This is a genomic window from Mesorhizobium sp. M1A.F.Ca.IN.020.06.1.1, from assembly GCF_004023265.1.
Lineage (GTDB): Bacteria > Pseudomonadota > Alphaproteobacteria > Rhizobiales > Rhizobiaceae > Mesorhizobium.
The window spans coordinates 1-14,511 of the sequence record NZ_RZSR01000034.1 but is presented as its reverse complement, the minus strand read 5'-3'; the positions used below and the strand labels follow the sequence as shown (position 1 = coordinate 14,511).

General features: G+C 59.7%; 18 protein-coding genes, 1 tRNA gene and 3 pseudogenes. 14 read left to right on the top strand and 8 right to left on the bottom strand.

From position 1 onward, the window contains the following. Positions 1 to 521, bottom strand: a 521-nt coding sequence (locus EOA60_RS03175) for a hypothetical protein (RefSeq protein ID WP_164899173.1), incomplete at its 3' end; no start/stop codon positions are given. Positions 522 to 1,380: 859 nt separating this feature from the next. Between EOA60_RS03175 and EOA60_RS03170 the strand changes: the two are divergent. Next, positions 1,381 to 1,889 (top strand): annotated as a pseudogene (locus EOA60_RS03170) (aminopeptidase); the annotation flags it as partial. A 58-nt stretch (positions 1,890 to 1,947) separates the two neighbouring features. On the opposite strand, the gene EOA60_RS03165 reads toward EOA60_RS03170, so the two are convergent. From EOA60_RS03165 to EOA60_RS03145, 6 genes and pseudogenes are all read right to left on the bottom strand, one after another. Next, the gene (locus EOA60_RS03165) at positions 1,948 to 2,163 is read right to left on the bottom strand and encodes a hypothetical protein (protein ID WP_091595108.1); all 216 of its coding nucleotides are present in this window, start codon (positions 2,161 to 2,163) and stop codon (positions 1,948 to 1,950) included. 335 nt (positions 2,164 to 2,498) lie between these two features. Continuing rightward, positions 2,499 to 3,136, bottom strand: a pseudogene (locus tag EOA60_RS03160) (hypothetical protein). A 280-nt stretch (positions 3,137 to 3,416) separates the two neighbouring features. After that, positions 3,417 to 4,607, bottom strand: coding sequence for an integrase arm-type DNA-binding domain-containing protein (locus tag EOA60_RS03155; protein ID WP_091595317.1), 1,191 nt, complete (start codon positions 4,605 to 4,607; stop codon positions 3,417 to 3,419). A gap of 214 nt (positions 4,608 to 4,821) precedes the next feature. Continuing rightward, positions 4,822 to 4,953: transfer RNA gene (locus EOA60_RS37340), tRNA-Phe, on the bottom strand. After that, positions 4,944 to 6,161 carry a site-specific integrase gene (locus tag EOA60_RS03150; protein ID WP_127335217.1) on the bottom strand — a complete coding sequence of 406 codons (1,218 nt, stop codon included), beginning with the start codon at positions 6,159 to 6,161 and terminating at the stop codon, positions 4,944 to 4,946. The genes EOA60_RS37340 and EOA60_RS03150 overlap by 10 nt, the downstream gene beginning before the upstream one ends. Position 6,162: 1 nt before the next feature. After that, positions 6,163 to 6,765 carry a hypothetical protein gene (locus EOA60_RS03145; protein WP_127335218.1) on the bottom strand — a complete coding sequence of 201 codons (603 nt, stop codon included), beginning with the start codon at positions 6,763 to 6,765 and terminating at the stop codon, positions 6,163 to 6,165. 128 nt (positions 6,766 to 6,893) lie between these two features. On the opposite strand from EOA60_RS03145, the gene EOA60_RS03140 reads away from it, so the two are divergent. From EOA60_RS03140 to EOA60_RS03120, 5 genes are all read left to right on the top strand, one after another. Then, positions 6,894 to 7,082 carry a helix-turn-helix domain-containing protein gene (locus EOA60_RS03140; protein WP_127335219.1) on the top strand — a complete coding sequence of 63 codons (189 nt, stop codon included), beginning with the start codon at positions 6,894 to 6,896 and terminating at the stop codon, positions 7,080 to 7,082. 200 nt (positions 7,083 to 7,282) lie between these two features. Continuing rightward, entirely contained in the window at positions 7,283 to 7,630 is a 348-nt protein-coding gene (locus EOA60_RS03135; protein ID WP_245479195.1) for a hypothetical protein, read from the top strand. Beyond that, positions 7,627 to 7,902 carry a hypothetical protein gene (locus EOA60_RS03130; RefSeq protein ID WP_127335220.1) on the top strand — a complete coding sequence of 92 codons (276 nt, stop codon included), beginning with the start codon at positions 7,627 to 7,629 and terminating at the stop codon, positions 7,900 to 7,902. The genes EOA60_RS03135 and EOA60_RS03130 overlap by 4 nt, the downstream gene beginning before the upstream one ends. Continuing rightward, positions 7,902 to 9,029, top strand: a complete 1,128-nt coding sequence (locus tag EOA60_RS03125) for a DUF3631 domain-containing protein (RefSeq protein ID WP_127335221.1) — start codon at positions 7,902 to 7,904, stop codon at positions 9,027 to 9,029. Before EOA60_RS03130 ends, EOA60_RS03125 begins: the two co-directional genes overlap by 1 nt. After that, positions 9,026 to 9,361: a hypothetical protein gene (locus EOA60_RS03120; RefSeq protein WP_127335222.1), complete on the top strand. Its 336-nt coding sequence runs from the start codon at positions 9,026 to 9,028 to the stop codon at positions 9,359 to 9,361. The genes EOA60_RS03125 and EOA60_RS03120 overlap by 4 nt, the downstream gene beginning before the upstream one ends. Positions 9,362 to 9,502: 141 nt before the next feature. On the opposite strand, the gene EOA60_RS03115 is transcribed toward EOA60_RS03120, so the two are convergent. Then, a complete protein-coding gene (locus EOA60_RS03115; protein ID WP_128311058.1) occupies positions 9,503 to 9,934 on the bottom strand; it encodes a hypothetical protein in 432 nt (143 codons plus the stop codon). Between the two features lie 61 nt (positions 9,935 to 9,995). Here EOA60_RS03115 and EOA60_RS03110 point away from each other — a divergent pair, with 61 nt between their 5' ends. The 8 genes and pseudogenes from EOA60_RS03110 to EOA60_RS03075 form a co-directional block, all read left to right on the top strand. Then, complete coding sequence (locus EOA60_RS03110; RefSeq protein WP_128293257.1) at positions 9,996 to 10,238, top strand: hypothetical protein; 243 nt, start codon at positions 9,996 to 9,998, stop codon at positions 10,236 to 10,238. Between the two features lie 6 nt (positions 10,239 to 10,244). Beyond that, positions 10,245 to 10,649 (top strand): hypothetical protein, encoded by a 405-nt coding sequence (locus EOA60_RS03105; RefSeq protein ID WP_127335927.1) that lies wholly within the window; start codon positions 10,245 to 10,247, stop codon positions 10,647 to 10,649. Positions 10,650 to 10,872: 223 nt separating this feature from the next. Then, positions 10,873 to 11,139 (top strand): hypothetical protein, encoded by a 267-nt coding sequence (locus tag EOA60_RS03100; protein ID WP_127335926.1) that lies wholly within the window; start codon positions 10,873 to 10,875, stop codon positions 11,137 to 11,139. Between the two features lie 23 nt (positions 11,140 to 11,162). After that, a complete protein-coding gene (locus EOA60_RS03095) occupies positions 11,163 to 11,531 on the top strand; it encodes a hypothetical protein (protein WP_127335925.1) in 369 nt (122 codons plus the stop codon). 3 nt (positions 11,532 to 11,534) lie between these two features. Further along, the gene (locus tag EOA60_RS03090; RefSeq protein ID WP_127335924.1) at positions 11,535 to 11,798 is read left to right on the top strand and encodes a hypothetical protein; all 264 of its coding nucleotides are present in this window, start codon (positions 11,535 to 11,537) and stop codon (positions 11,796 to 11,798) included. Further along, a complete protein-coding gene (locus tag EOA60_RS03085; RefSeq protein WP_127335923.1) occupies positions 11,795 to 12,034 on the top strand; it encodes a hypothetical protein in 240 nt (79 codons plus the stop codon). The genes EOA60_RS03090 and EOA60_RS03085 overlap by 4 nt, the downstream gene beginning before the upstream one ends. Then, on the top strand, positions 12,034 to 13,878 hold the full coding sequence (locus tag EOA60_RS03080) for a hypothetical protein (protein WP_127335922.1): 1,845 nt from the start codon (positions 12,034 to 12,036) through the stop codon (positions 13,876 to 13,878). The genes EOA60_RS03085 and EOA60_RS03080 overlap by 1 nt, the downstream gene beginning before the upstream one ends. Positions 13,879 to 13,880: 2 nt before the next feature. Then, positions 13,881 to 14,511: pseudogene (locus EOA60_RS03075) on the top strand (hypothetical protein); the annotation flags it as partial.

The following is a 14,511-nucleotide window of genomic DNA, read 5'->3' as shown; positions in this document are numbered from 1 at the left end:
CAAGCCGATTGCTGCGGCGCCCACCCTTCGGCGGTGCGCCGCAGCAATCGGCTTGCCGCCAGGGCTCCCCCTTCGACGCGCCGGGTCCGGACCAAGTCTTCCACCAGAGATCGAAAATCGCCTTCCTCCAAGTCAAAAGGCAGATCGTTGCGCCAAGCAGGCACCACAGAATCCAGGTGGAGCACGGGATCTCGGTCATTTCGTTCGTGGAGGGGCGGCAATTGTTGACGGAAACGAACGATTACCGTGGACAGCGCCACGGCTGGCTCCACCAGCGCCTGAACAAGCGTTTCGCCCGCCCGCCATGCCTCACTTGCGACGGCCTCGGCAGGTGTGAAGCCCATTTCGATCGCCAAGATGCTGCGCTTCAGCCATAACCCCAAGGTTCCCTCTTTGATGGCAGCAGCTGGAAAACCCGCCTCGCGCACTACGCCGAAGAGGAGCGGCACGTCGGTCGGCTGAGGGCGTCGCCACCGTTTCAAGCCAGCTTCGGCGGCTTCCCGCACCACCGCGTAGCGCACGTCGGCGGCCGAATCATTCGCGTGATATCGAATTCCAAGGACAGCTAAGGGTCTGATCCAGTCCCAAGCCCCCCCGGCGCGTTCCCGGCGATACCACTCGGCTGTGAAAGCAACGAACAAAGCCTGACCATGGGAGTCGTTCAGCGCGGTCGGTCCATGGCGTTTTAGGACCTCCCGAACGCCCTCGAACTCTTGTCGGCTGAATCGGTAGCGATAAAGTGGGCGCCCATCAGGGAGCGATAATCCGCGCGATCGGAATAAGGCCTCGTAAGCGCCGCGTAGACCTAGACGCGGCTCGTCCATATTTCCCCCCAGGCTCCCAATTCAGATTGTGACACACTGTGCATTAGTTGTGAAGTTTTCCTCTGCGAGCAGGCCGCCTAGAGGGCGAGAGCGGACTTTTCGACAATAGGAACGATTTCGAAGACAATTTCGACGGCCTCGGCAGGCCGCTTGCACGGTCGTCGTTCAGCTTCCCCGAACTATCTTCGCGGAACGATTCCCAATGGCAGCTATTAGCGCGACTACGACCTGGAGCATGGTCATCGGCAACGACTACTTCCTGGGAGGAGACAATTTGCGTCTATGGCCGACGTGGGCGCATTGCGGACCAACAGCGTTGGGCCGGATGCGACCGGAAGCTTCAGGAGAAAAAGACCTCCTAGGCGGATAGTTCCACGTCGCCGTGTCCGGCTTATAGCGGACATTCGGCAATTTGGCAGCGAATGACCACATTGTGACAATCTTGCCGAAGACGAACGTCTAACCTAAACCCCCATCCAGGACATCAACCAAATTGGAGCCACTGTTTGGGACCGGGCGTAGTTGCGACGTTTGCCCTATCCGGACGTGTGAGCAAATGCCGTGGGCAACCGTGATGCGTGCATTTTTTCGTTCGGTTGCTGCGATGATCGTGATGTCCAGCCTGGCAGGTTGCACCAGCATTTCTTACTACGCACAATCCTTGAAGGGTCACGTGGAGATCATGGCGGCGCGCCAGGATGTCGAAGAGCTGATCGACGATCCTTCGATCCCTGGGACATTACGCGCTCGAATGGAATCGGCGAGCGCCATCCGACAGTTTGCGATAGATGAACTAGCGCTTCCAGACAACAATAGCTACCGCAGCCATGTCAACGTTGGTCGGGACGCCGTGACATGGGCCGTCTTCGCAGCGTCGGAATTCTCGCTGACGCCACGAACATGGTGCTTTCCGGTGTTCGGATGCGTTCGTACCGAGGATACTTCTCCAAAAGGTCTGCGATTGAAACCGCTGTCGCACTTCAGAGGCAGGGCCTGGACGTCTATCTGACGGGCATCACTGCATTTTGCACGCTTGGCTGGTCAAGTGACCCGCTGCTAAGCACCATGCTCAGCCAAGATGAAACGTATCTTGCAGGGCTCGTGTTCCATGAATTGGCCCACCTCACGTCACGCCGCGCTGCCGAAAATAAGCCTGCATCACCTTGCGGCTCGAACGGTTGTTCTGCGCCAGCCTGGTCGGATCGAGCACCGCCTGTTCTATCCCCTCTCGCGTCAGCGCCGCTTTGAGCGCCGCGATATTTGCATCGATGTCGGCATTGTTCGCCCGGAGCGATGCATAGATGCTGTCGGTCGCCTCGGCCACGGTCGGCTCGCTCACGGGTGTACTCCTTCGGCTGTTCGGGCGGCGGCTTAACACAGATCAGCGGCTTCGCCATACCGATAAGACGGCTGATGGGCGGCAACAGTATCCCCTGGGACTTAAAAGGGATACCGATGACGCGCGCCAACGGCTCGCTGCTTTCGGGAAATGGTGTCGCCCGTGGTGAACGGCCGATATGGCGGCCCGTTACTGTCGCCTACCTGGGCCGGAACCAGACTCGCGGACTGTTTACGCCCATTGACTCCCGGAGGTCAGGCGCGCGACCCGGATCAGGATTCGGGCCAGTGCGGTCGTAGTGGGCAGGAGCAGCGAAAGAATCTTTTTTCGCTGAATCAGCGCAGAAGTCCGTCACTCTCGAATTCGTCCCAGCCCTTCAGTTTCTGACGTGACACCTCGTCCCGAGTGCTGTCAGGCGCAGACGCGGCCCTGCGGCCGCTCTTTTGCGCACGCTTCAGGGCGGCCTTTCCGGCGGCCCGCCGCCTATTCTCTGCAGCAGCTATCGCGTCGTCCTCGCGCCAGACCGTAACCAAGTCGCGATCGAGCACGTCCTCGATGTGACGTGGGTCAAACACGTGAAAAGTTACCTTCCTTGCGCGACCACGAAGTTTCACCGTACGTGTGCCTGTGCTTTGCAAGCGGCCGTCCTTGAGCCACCGGTGCCGCTCTGCCGAAGAGATCGTCAGGATGTCTTCGACTTCACGGGGAATTACGGGCAGGCCTTCGATGCCTTCCAGCGTTTTGGACACAATCGCCGACGCAGTCCGGAAATCGCCATAGGCGCCTTCCGGCATGCGCAAGGTGAGCACCCCGACCTCGATACCGAGCAGCTTTTTCGCCGCCAAAGGCAGGTGGCTCGCACTTCGCGAACGATCCCTCTGGCTCGGACCGATGACCCAAGCGTGGCCGCAGACGGGAGCGTCCACCCTTCGATCAAATTCGCAGCTGCATCCATTTTCTGGCGTGTGGACATGGGCCTTAGATAGGTCTCCCATCATGTCGGCTTCAACAAGTGTGGAATCAGCTAGCGCGGCGCTCCGGCACTGGCCTTGAACCATGCCTTGTTCCAGCCCTCGCTAGATCGCAGCGCTCTCGGCCTTCGTCGGATCACCCATTCCGCCTTCAGGCCGCCAGGTTCCCCAGGGATGTCCGCTTCGGGAGAGCGGCAACGCAGGCCTCAACGGCCGCTATGCAGCGTAAACCGGACGTTCGCGATACGTGCCGGACAGCTGGCTGCCCGCATCTGATTGAGTTTACCCGCGCGTTCCGGCGTTCTCAATTTTTTCCAGATAATCTGCCCACCACTGCATCATCTTGACGCGCTCTTCCCAGTGCTCCGCCCGGGCATAGGCGCGCCGAACGTCGTTATTTTCAATATGAGCCAGCTGTCGCTCTACGGCGTCTGGATGCCACTTGCCGCATTCGTTCAACAGAGTTGATGCCGTTGCTCGGAAGCCATGGGCCGTTGCTTCATTCTTGCTGTAACCCATGCGACGCAGGGCGGCGTTGAGTGTATTGTCGGAAATCGGACGAGAAGGCGATCGCACGCTTGGAAACAGCAGCGTCCCAGCGCCGGAGATTTTTTTAAGCTCGGCCAGGATATCCAAAGCCTGCGTTGAAAGAGGAACGCGGTGCGGTCGTCGCATTTTCATTCGCGCTTCCGGGATAGTCCATACCGAACTTTCGAAGTCGAACTCCCCCCATTCGGCAGCGCGAAGCTCACCGGGGCGGGGAAACAGCAGCGCCATCAACCTCAGAGCCGCTCGGGTTGCGGGCTGTCCGTCGAATGTCTCGATCGCACGCAGCAAGCCGCCGAATGCCTTCGGATCGGTAATGGCGGCACGCGGCGTGACCGTTGGCCTGATGAGAGCGCCCCTCAGCGCGGACGTGGGGTCAGTGTCGGCGCGTGCAGTGGCGATGGCGTATCGAAAGACGCTGCCAATGGTCGAGCGCAGCCGCCTGGCCGACTCGTATCGACCGCGCACCTCCACGCTACGAAGGGCAGCAAGGATAGTGGCCGCATCAATGTCCCGAATGCACTTGTGCCCACAGGTGAGATAGGCGAAGTCGAGTAGCCATTTGACCTTGGTGATAGTCCGGTCGGCACGTCCCTCTTTCTTCAGCTTGTCCACATATTCCTCGGCGATTGATCGAAAGCTGTCCTTTGCCGAACCGACCTTTCGCAACTTGCGTTCCTGCGCGGGATCGATGCCAGTGAGGAGGAGACGTTTGGCGTCATCGCGCGCCTTGCGTGCTTCGGCGAGCGAAATAAGGGGATAGCTGCCCAACGCCAGAAGCTTCTGCTTGCCGTCAAATCGATAGGCGAGGCGCCATAGGCGGGATCCGGTGGGCTGCACCCAGAGCTGGAGCCCGCCACCATCAGACAATTTCAATAGCTTGGAAGCAGGACGGGCATTTCGGCATTTCACGTCGGAAAGGGCCATTTGTGGGACACCTCCCTTTGGCTGTTTCGATACCATCAGGATGTCCAGTACCAACGGAAATACCAGCCCTCCGCCTCGTTAGACCAAATACGCCGAAATTCCATGAAACGCGCTCAATCGCGCCATCCTTCCCAAAAAGATGAACGATTTCAGTTGTTTGTGCAAACAGAAGCGTAGAAGATTCGGCGAAAGGGAGTGTCGGGAGAGGAGGGGATGGTGCCCAGAGGCGGATTCGAACCACCGACACGCGGATTTTCAGTCCGCAAACAGCGCGGAAAAACCAAGAAAAAACAAAGGCCATGTTGCATATGGCCCTTGTTCATGTCGCATAGAGCATTATCCGAGCAATCCCGCAAGCCTCTCGCTGCGCTCTTGGCGACGCCGGCCAGCATCCTCGTCGCTGAACAGATGGCCATACAGATCGTAGGTGACCTGGATGCTGCTGTGCCCGAGCTCAGCCTGCACCTCTTTCGGGTTGGCGTTGTCGGCGATCAGCATTGAGGCATGGAAGTGCCGGAGGGCGTGGAAGTTATAGCGCGGCTCCATGACTGGTGCGCCTTCCTCGTCCTTCACGATGTCGCCGGCCCCGTCTCGTTTGGGCTCGCAGATGTGGGCTTCGATCTGGATAGGCTTCCATGCCCGGTTGAAGATGTTTGCGAGCGACTCGGCGTTCCCTTCCTCGGTGGCGAACACAAGATCGTGGCCTCCGGCGCGCAGCTTCCATTCCCGCAGGATGGCGACCAGTGCGGCAGGAATGTTGATCGTACGCCGGCCAGCCTTCGACTTCGGCGGCCCGATCTTGCCTTTCTCATCGGCGCGCTGGCGGACCTCGATCGTTGCGCCCTTTAGATCCACAGATGCCCACGGCAGCCCGCGCAGTTCGGAGGCCCGCATTCCGGTGTGAACGGCAGTCGCGAGGAACGCACGACGCTTTACCCAGGCAGCGGCCCATCGCTTGTTTGCCTGTGCGGCCAATTCGTCCAGCTTGGCGAGAATGGCCTTGATGTCCGAGATCGAGGGGACCACGACATCCTCCTTATGGCGACCTCCTGTGCCGATCTGGACAGTCGCGGCGACGTTGACCGCGACCTGATCCTGGTGCTGCATCTCCGAGAGAATGCCTTTTAGGCTCTGAAGAACCTTCTTCGCCATGGCGCGCGACAGCTTCGCCAAGAGATCGGCGCGAAACTTGGTGACATCAGCCTTGGACAAGTCAGACAGCTTCTCAGCCCCGAGCATCGGTTCGATGTAATCGTCAACGTGCTGCTTGTATTGACGAAGGGTAGACGCCTCGGCTGGGCCTCGCTCACCGCGTCCATGGGCGACGGCCTTCAGCCATTCCTTGCCCGCTTCGGCCACGGTGAGTGACTTACTGCGAACGACGTGCTTCTTGTCGCGTACCTCGCCGCGCATCGTCGTCTCAAATTCCTTGGCCTCGCTCTGCTTGTTGAAGGTGCGCAACGCGCGAACGCCGTTCTGATCTTTATAATCGACAACCCAGGCAGTCTTGGCCTCGCCCTTGGCCGTGGTCCATTTGCGCTTGCGAATCGACATCTCAGCGACCTCCCGCGAGTTTGCGGTTTGCTGCTGCTCGGCAACGATCAGAGCAATATCGAGCAGTATTGCGTCGGCCGGTAAGATGGCCGGTATAAAACAGCCGGGAGCAATTTTCGCAGCTTGTCAGTGCGGCATCGACTTCGGCGGCCATCGCGATTTCTGCGCACATCAAGTCGAACAATGAGCGGGGCCGGATAACCATGCGTCTAGTTTGGTTCAGGCCGAGATAATCAAAGCCCAAATGCATCGCGGTCGATTCCGACAACAAGTCGTTCAGGATTGCTATGCGCTCTGGATGGTCGGCCAGGGGCCCGACTTTGACCGCTTTGTCCAGCACGCCCAGCGCATCCGAAACCATATCATCAGTGCAGACTGATTTTTCGAGCAGCCCGTAGGCCGCGAAGAAGTTTGCGCGCTTCTCGACCGTGCTGCTGCTGTTCAGGAAATTTAGGACGAGCGGGCTGGAAAGATCGGACACGTTGTAGGCCCGCGAGGTCCGGCGTTCGGACCTGGGCAGATAAAAGAGCTTATCGCCTTCAACATCGAAGTCCGCCCGGACCCCATCGGGGCAAACCTGCCATTCCAGCGTTATGGGCAACATGTCGTTGAGGCTCCGCGTTCGCTAATTTCTCCAAGAACGGTATGGCATAGCGTTACGGCTAGCGCAAGTGGTTACCGTCCGTTACGTTCGCTAATTGTTAGAAATCTCGAACACGGAGAAATTTTTCGATGACAAAGAGTGAAGAAAAGCCGCGTCCTATCTGGGGCGCGAAGGCAATCGCCGCCGAGATTGGAGTCTCGGTGCGGTCTGTCTATTGGATGCTCGAAAATGGCACGCTGCCGGCCCGCAAGGTTGGCGACCGCTGGGTTTGCGACGCTCAACAGTTGCATGACCTCATTCGCGGGGAGGCCGCATAATGACCGGCCGTCCCGAAACTGAAGATCACGCCTGCCTCGACCCCAACGTAGAACTCGGCGTCAGATTCCTGGAAGAGACACCGCGCCACGTTCGCGGCCCATCCGTGCCCGCTCTCAAGCGCCTTGGCCTCACGCCTAAGGAAGCCTGCGAAGCCGTCCGCCTCCACAACTTGCAACTTGCGAGGGCTGGCTGAATGGAGATGGCTAACAAAGAAGCCGGCCCGCTGCGAACGGAACCGGCTTTCGAAATTGAAGTAGTTGAACAAGCCGAGCTTAAACAAAGAGGGCGAAAAGCTCAAGACGGTTTGACTCCGCAGCAGCGATGGCAGAACGCGAATCCCTTGGCCCGCTGGGCTCATCTCGCCACGACCAGCGCTATCAAGAAGGGCATTCTTGTTCGGCAGAGTTGCGCCATCTGCGGCTCAACGCGAACTGACTTTCACCACGATCCCCGCTTTTATGACCAGCCCCTTCGCGGGACCTGGCTCTGCCGTCTGCATCATGTCGCGGAGCATCGCCGTCTGCGGCAGGAAGGCGGTGATCAGTGACCGTCCGCCCCAACCTCCCCAGCATTGACGAACTGTACACCGATGCAGCCGTCCGTCATCTCATCGCTGCCCGCAACCACTTGCAATGCGCGGTGCTTCGCTTCGATGACGCCGGCTATGAGCACGATCCGACGGCGCGGTCGTACAGCTACGTCGCGGGCATCGTCGCCGAGTTCAACGACAGACCTTGGCGGCACTGGCCGCCGGCAATCCCAACCCACATTGCCCAGGGCGCGAAAGAATATCGCCGTATCGCGAGGAGGTCGTATTGATGGAGGAAGATACCTTCGCCGCCGACCTCCTCGACGAGGTTTACCACTTCGTCGGCCGCTTCGTCGCCTACCCATCCGAAGAAGCGCACGTCGCGCATGTTCTCTGGATAGCGCACACACACATGATGGATGCGTGGGAATCGACACCGCGCATCGCGTTCCTGTCTCCAGAGCCAGGATCTGGAAAAACCCGGGCGCTAGAGATTTCGGAGCTTCTGGTGCCGCGTCCTGTCGAGGCGGTGAACGTCACGCCGGCATATCTCTTCCGCAAGGTCGCGGATGAGGCTGGCGCCCCGACCATCCTCTTCGACGAGATCGACACCATCTTCGGGCCGAAGGCCAAGGATAACGAGGAGATTCGCGGGCTGCTCAATGCCGGTCATCGTCGCGGCGCCGTCGCCGGCCGGTGCGTTGTTCGAGGAAAGCTCGTCGAGACGGAAGAGATTCCAGCCTACTGCGCGGTGGCACTCGCCGGCCTGGGCGATTTGCCTGACACTATCCTTACCCGCTCCGTCATCATCCGCATGCGGCGCCGTTCGCCAGAAGAAACGGTCGAGGCCTATAGACGCCGCGTGCACAAGCCGGATGGCGACGAGGTCAAGGACAGGCTCGCCGGCTGGGCTTCCTTCATCTCGGCCGACATCGGCCAGGACTGGCCGGAAATGCCACCGGGCATCAAGGACCGTGATGCCGATGTCTGGGAACCGCTTTTGGCGATAGCCGATGCTGCCGGCGGCCACTGGCCGGAAAGGGCGCGTGTTGCGGCTGTTGCGCTTGTTGCGCTCTCTAAGGAGGGTACACCTAGCCTTGGCGTCAAACTCTTGGGCGACGTGAAGACCATCTTCGGCCAAGACGAAGTTCTTGCTACGGAAAGCATCCTTCGCCGGCTCTGCGATCTCGATGAGTCTCAATGGGCCGATATGAAGGGAAAACCCTTGGATGACAGGGGTTTGGCTAACAAGCTTCGCCCTTACGGTATCAAACCTAAAGTGGTGCGGATCGGCACTGCTACACCTAGAGGATATCAACGAACAGACTTCGTCGATGCTTGGCAGCGTTATCTACCTCTAGCTCCCTTAGAGAGCGCAACATCCGCAACAAGTGCAACAGCGGAGGCGGCGGAATGAGCAACGCCGAACCAAACAGCATCGCGGAACTCGATCGACTGATCGCCGATGCATTGCGCCGTCGCGCTGATCTCATGAGCGAGCGCACACCATTGGAGAGCAAGACAGACCAGATCGAAACCGCTTGTCGCAACCGTGGCTTTGCCGTCAGCGCAGACGGCTATGTCAACCAAGCCGCTGCTGCTGATCTGCTCGGGATAGCGCCTCTGACGCTTCGGAACAGGCGGCTATACCGAGGATGCACGATCACAAATCGACGCAGCGGTCGTGGTGTTGAATACAAGCTCTCCAGCATCGCCCAGCAACTCCTCGATCGCGAGACCGAAAAATAGGTACGGTCAGGTACGGGTGACCGTACCTCTCCGAACTATTTCGGCCTGCCTTCTTCGCCGATACTGCTCTTCGAAAACCTTATCTAGGAGCTTCGTCGCCAAATGCTTGCTCGCCTCAAATCTTCGCCGCCTGCTGACTGGTCAAAGTTGCTCGTAGTTCCGGAGCGGCCATCCTCCATAGCCGAAGCGGAAGAGGCGCTGCGTATCGCCACTGCCGCTCGCGAGCAAGGCCAGGCACGCCACATCGAAGCCGGCCGGCGCCTTCAGAATCAGCCGCTTGGCCAGCCGCCGACCATCACACACGCCGAAGTCGAGGCGCTGGGCAACGCGTTGACGCCGTTGTTCGATGCGGAGGCAGCGGCCAGGGCTCACCGCGACGAGGAAGTGAAGATCTTCGAGATGAGCATCGGGCCGACATTGGCCGAGCCGCTGGCGGCATATCGGCAGGCAGTTGAGCAGGCTCTCGACAACCTCGAAGCAGTCTTGCGCCAAGGCCAGAACTTCGCCGCCAAGGCCCGACAGGCGCGCTTCGACCTGAAGCCGCATTCGCGGCTGCCAGGTGTCGCGGAACAAATGGCCGACCGTCTGGGATTCGTCCGCCAGCCCTTTGACCGCGCCTGAAAGGGGACACGTCATGACTGATCAATGGAACAAACTAGTCAGCTACCGCGAGAACGAACGCTGCCGGTACAACGGCGTCGTTTACGAAGCGAAGTTCGACCTTGTTCGCGGCATGCGGCCGGCCGGCCCGCTATGGGAAAAGTTCTGGCGACGAGTGCCGACGATCCCGGTGAAGTCGCAGCCTTCGTCCTATGTCGGGAGAAAAGCGCCGAGCGGCTACATCACCCGCGACATGAGCCGGTACGGCGGACGGTGAGATTCGATGGCCCGCGCCACTAGGAAAAACCTTTCGGCAGCCGAAGCGGATTTTCTCGAAGAGGTCGAGAAGGTCAAGGATTTGCTGGTCAAGTCGAACGGCTTCTCTGACCTCACCAAACCCCTGTCAACGAACATGACGTTCAGCTTGCTGGCAGAGTTCCATGTCATCCAGCGCCAAGCTCTTGATCGTGAAATCGGCGAGCTGCGACAGGCCATCGAAGATCTGAAAGGTCGAACCATGTCCTATCGAGGTGTGTGGGGCGACTCTGAGGTCTACCGCAAAGGTGACGTAACAACACATGCTGGTTCTGCGTGGCACTGCGAAGCAGCTTCGAGCGTGGGACAACGGCCTGGCGCCGGTGCCGGTTGGCGATTGATGGTTAAACGCGGAAGGGATGCCTCACAATGATTTTCGCCAGCCGACCCATTCATCAAGTTGATGTCGATTTGAGCGAGGACGGGAGGCACGTCATTGCTACCGGCCATACTGCATGCCGAGACGATACAGCATTTGCATCCATGCGCCTTCGTCCCGAATGCTTCGATGGTGATGAGACGCTGGCGCTCGAGTTCACGTCTGCGCTGCTTCGCTCCCTGGTCGAGAACTTCGGGCACTGGTCGGAGCCTCGCCAATGACGGCAGCCAACCGCAACGGACACTTGGCCGACGCGATCGAATGGTTTGCGGCGCATGAAGCCGATAGGCGCGGCGTAGACGGCACAGCCTACGAAGTCATGAAGCGCAGGTTCAGCTTGAGCTTCTCCGAAGCCGTCATGGTCTGCCGTGAGGTTCGCAAGCTTGTAGGGCCTTACCCAAGCACCCCCGGGGGGGCCATCACCAATTCAGGGCGCACGCCTCGTGGACCGCTCGGGCAGCTTTTCGCGGATGAAATTGAGTAATTCATTCAAGGGACAAAACCCCAGTGGCTAAAAACCTTCAACTCGTTGCCAACAACCCGCCCGTGACCGGCGCGCCACCCAGGCCGCTCGGCCCGCACGGCATGGCTTTGTGGCAGTCGGTCAACGGGCAATACCAGATCGAAGATGCTGCCGGGATCGAGTTCCTTGTGACTGCTTGCCAGGCGCTCGATCGTGCCGAGGCATTGAAGACGCAGATCGATGCTGACGGCGCTGTCATCCGCACCAAGGCCGGTTTGAAGGATCATCCGGGCTTGAAGCACGAAATTGCAGCCCGCTCGCTCTGCATTCGCACTCTGGCAAGGCTTGGCCTCGATCTGGAACCCCTTCATAGCGGCCCTGGGCGACCTGCCGGCGCTGGCTACAGGAGCTGATGCATGCCGACCAAACGCACGCCACGTAACCGCGACGCAAAGCGCAGGATCACGCCGGCAGCGGTCGAAGCCTTTCAGGCGAACGACTACAAGGCCCTGCATCGCGCCTTGGGTTTGAAGCCCTGGGAAATGTCACCGCTGCCGCGCGATATTGAACCGCTCGGCTGCGATCCAGAACGTCCGCCGAATTCCAGGGCAACCCTTTTCGACCAGTCCTTCGAGCAGGCAGTCGAGTTGCAGCGGGCTCTTTTGGAGGCGGTGCAATGAGGCCTCAAACCTACTGGACCGAACGTCTCGACGCGTCCGACGCGCGGCGCCACGAGCAACAGCTCGACATTGCGCGCGGGCTGATCGCGGCTGGCCTTGAAATGGTCTTTCAGATCACCGGCAGCGGCTTGCGAGCACTTGAGGAAACCGAGGCGGCTGCATCCGTCTTCCTTGCCGCTCACAACCCGACGATCGCCGCTGAAATCGCAACACTGGAAACGCAGGGGACTGCCTGATGGCGGCGACAGTCGGCAGTATTTCCATCGATCTTTCGACAAACGCGCAGAAGTTCGCGACCGGATTCAAATCCGCCGCAACGACAGTTGAGAGCCAATCTGCACGCATGGCCAAGAGCGTCGCCGCGGTCGAAAAGGGTGTGGCCGGCATAGGATCTACGCTTAAGACCTTCGTCGGTGGCCTTGCGGCCGGCGTTGGCGTGGCTGCAATCGCTTCTCTGGGCGGCGCCTTCGACAAGCTGAAGGAGACCATCGGCGAATTTGACCGGATCGCCACGGACGCCAAGCAGAGCGGCCTGAAGCCCGACACGTACCAGGCGCTCGCCTTCGCAGCCAAACAGGCAAACGTCGAACAGGAATCTTTCAACTCCGCCCTGACGATTTTTGCGAAGAATGCAGGTCTAGCCGAGAAGGGCACCGGCGCGCTCTACGCCGGCCTTCAAAAACTCAACCCGCAACTGCTGCAAAACATCATCAACGCCAAAGACCAGGAGGAGCGGCTAAAGCTCGTCTCTGATGCAATGGCGCAGATGACGGACGCCACGCAGAAGGCGGCGCTTGCCTCAGTGGTGTTCGGCAAGGGCGGCGTCGAGATGGCTCGCTTCCTCGATCAAGGGCGCGCCTCGATCGATGCGATAAAGAAGTCCGCCCGCGACATGGGCATCATTGTTCCCGACGAGCTTCTTCAGCGAGCAGGCGAACTCGATGACAAATTGGACGTTTTGAGCCAGGTCATTCACGTTCAGTTGGGCGAAGCACTGATCAACCTGGCCCCGGCTCTGACCGGCGCCATGCAGGGCTTTGCCGACCTCTCGAAGAACATCAATGCCACCTCCTCAGCCGTCGATACATTCGTCAGCAACCCGAGCTGGGGGAACCTCAACAAGCTCCTTGTCGCCATGGGCAGCGCGCCGATCCGTGACGGCAGCATCTTGGACGTGCTCGCCAACGGGCGCTCTACAGCCGCGATCCAGGCCGATATAGCGGAGGTTCAGCAACGGCTGGCTGATCTGAAGACGGAAGCCGCAGCCGGCTTCGAAGTTGGCCTTGCGACCGACCGTGCACAAGATGAACTAAAGGCCCTCCAGCAGGAGTTGAAGCGAACCAGCATCGCGGCTCAAGCTGCCGCGAACAATGCCGCCGGCTCCCTGAACGAGCTAGTCCAAAACTCTATCAATGCTATCGGCGGCAAACCCGCAGCCACAACCCAGGTGCTTCCTACTGTCACGCGCTACGGCGGCGACCCGAACCAGATCACGCTACCCGGCAACGGTGCCCCGACTATCCAGACCAACGTCAACGGCTCTGGCGTCAACGTCACCAAATACTCGAGCGACACAGCCGACAACACCAAGGAAACGGCCGGCTATACCCGCGATACCGCTGATAATATCGACAGGCTGGATCAGAACACTGGCGGCTATATCAGAAGCCTAAGCCGCGACATGGCCGGTTATTCGGCCAATCAGGTGAATGCGATCGGAAGCTTGGCCGATTCGTTCGCTGCCGCTCAATACGACGCTCTGGACGCCATTACAGCGCAGATGGTTCAGGCCGGTCTAAACACCGGCAGCATCAGTCAGCCGTCGAACATGTTCGGTGACCAATGGGATCCTCAGCACGGTTCGCATGTCGGGCCGATCCTGAACCTGGGCAGGGCGCCGCACTGGGTCCAGGGGACGACCTCCGATGACGGCTCATACAACAATCAGGTTTCGGTCGCGCAACCCGGCTCGGACATCACGCTGAACTATTATGCGGCTCCCGGTGAAAGCGTCGAGACCGCCAAGCAGCGGGCGCGCGATATGTGGAATGAACTCATGCTCCAAGCGTCGAGGGCGTAGCGATGAGTGGCCTAGCTGATCTTCGGAAGGGCACCGTCGGCCATTGGGTTCAAGGCGGAACCCAGACTGCACCGATCGTGCCGGAAGCCTCTCCCATACAGACAACACTGCCCACGTCGGCTTACGGCCAAACCATTCCGGTGGTCTGGGGGAAATGCCGCCTGCCGGCCTCCTATATCTGGGTGCCGCCGATCGCCACCGTTACTTCCACCCATACGGAATGGTGGGACACGATCACAACGACGACAAGCGAGATGTCGTGCCGGCTACGTTTTGCCAGACCGCTGGTGTCTGAATCATCCTGGACGCTTCGCAAACTCTACTCAAACGGAACGTTGATCTATGATGCGAGCCAAGGGTATCGAGCCAAAGGGCTGAAGTTCCGCACCTACGATGGCCGGAGCACGCAAGGTCGAGACCCGACCATGGTTTCTGAGGAGGGCGAGAGCAACGTTTCAGCTCACCGTGGCTACCTCGACATCGTGCTCACGGACTTCGACATCCAAGGCTTTGGCGCTCCGCCGGTCTTCGAGGCGGAATGGATTCAGGACGGTGCAACCACGCATGACTACGACACGTTTCAGACCTATAGCGGCGAGATCGCATTCGGGCAGATGATCCCGGTGTGGGATC

What these genes read in the sequence shown, in the direction of transcription:
- EOA60_RS03155 (WP_091595317.1), bottom strand. Translation starts at nt 4,607, where the DNA reads ATGGCCCTTTCCGACGTGAAATGCCGAAATGCCCGTCCTGCTTCCAAG.
- EOA60_RS03150 (WP_127335217.1), bottom strand. Translation starts at nt 6,161, where the DNA reads ATGTCGATTCGCAAGCGCAAATGGACCACGGCCAAGGGCGAGGCCAAG.
- EOA60_RS03145 (WP_127335218.1), bottom strand. Translation starts at nt 6,765, where the DNA reads ATGTTGCCCATAACGCTGGAATGGCAGGTTTGCCCCGATGGGGTCCGG.
- EOA60_RS03140 (WP_127335219.1), top strand. Translation starts at nt 6,894, where the DNA reads ATGACAAAGAGTGAAGAAAAGCCGCGTCCTATCTGGGGCGCGAAGGCA.
- EOA60_RS03135 (WP_245479195.1), top strand. Translation starts at nt 7,283, where the DNA reads ATGGCTAACAAAGAAGCCGGCCCGCTGCGAACGGAACCGGCTTTCGAA.
- EOA60_RS03125 (WP_127335221.1), top strand. Translation starts at nt 7,902, where the DNA reads ATGGAGGAAGATACCTTCGCCGCCGACCTCCTCGACGAGGTTTACCAC.
- EOA60_RS03120 (WP_127335222.1), top strand. Translation starts at nt 9,026, where the DNA reads ATGAGCAACGCCGAACCAAACAGCATCGCGGAACTCGATCGACTGATC.
- EOA60_RS03110 (WP_128293257.1), top strand. Translation starts at nt 9,996, where the DNA reads ATGACTGATCAATGGAACAAACTAGTCAGCTACCGCGAGAACGAACGC.
- EOA60_RS03105 (WP_127335927.1), top strand. Translation starts at nt 10,245, where the DNA reads ATGGCCCGCGCCACTAGGAAAAACCTTTCGGCAGCCGAAGCGGATTTT.
- EOA60_RS03100 (WP_127335926.1), top strand. Translation starts at nt 10,873, where the DNA reads ATGACGGCAGCCAACCGCAACGGACACTTGGCCGACGCGATCGAATGG.
- EOA60_RS03090 (WP_127335924.1), top strand. Translation starts at nt 11,535, where the DNA reads ATGCCGACCAAACGCACGCCACGTAACCGCGACGCAAAGCGCAGGATC.
- EOA60_RS03085 (WP_127335923.1), top strand. Translation starts at nt 11,795, where the DNA reads ATGAGGCCTCAAACCTACTGGACCGAACGTCTCGACGCGTCCGACGCG.
- EOA60_RS03080 (WP_127335922.1), top strand. Translation starts at nt 12,034, where the DNA reads ATGGCGGCGACAGTCGGCAGTATTTCCATCGATCTTTCGACAAACGCG.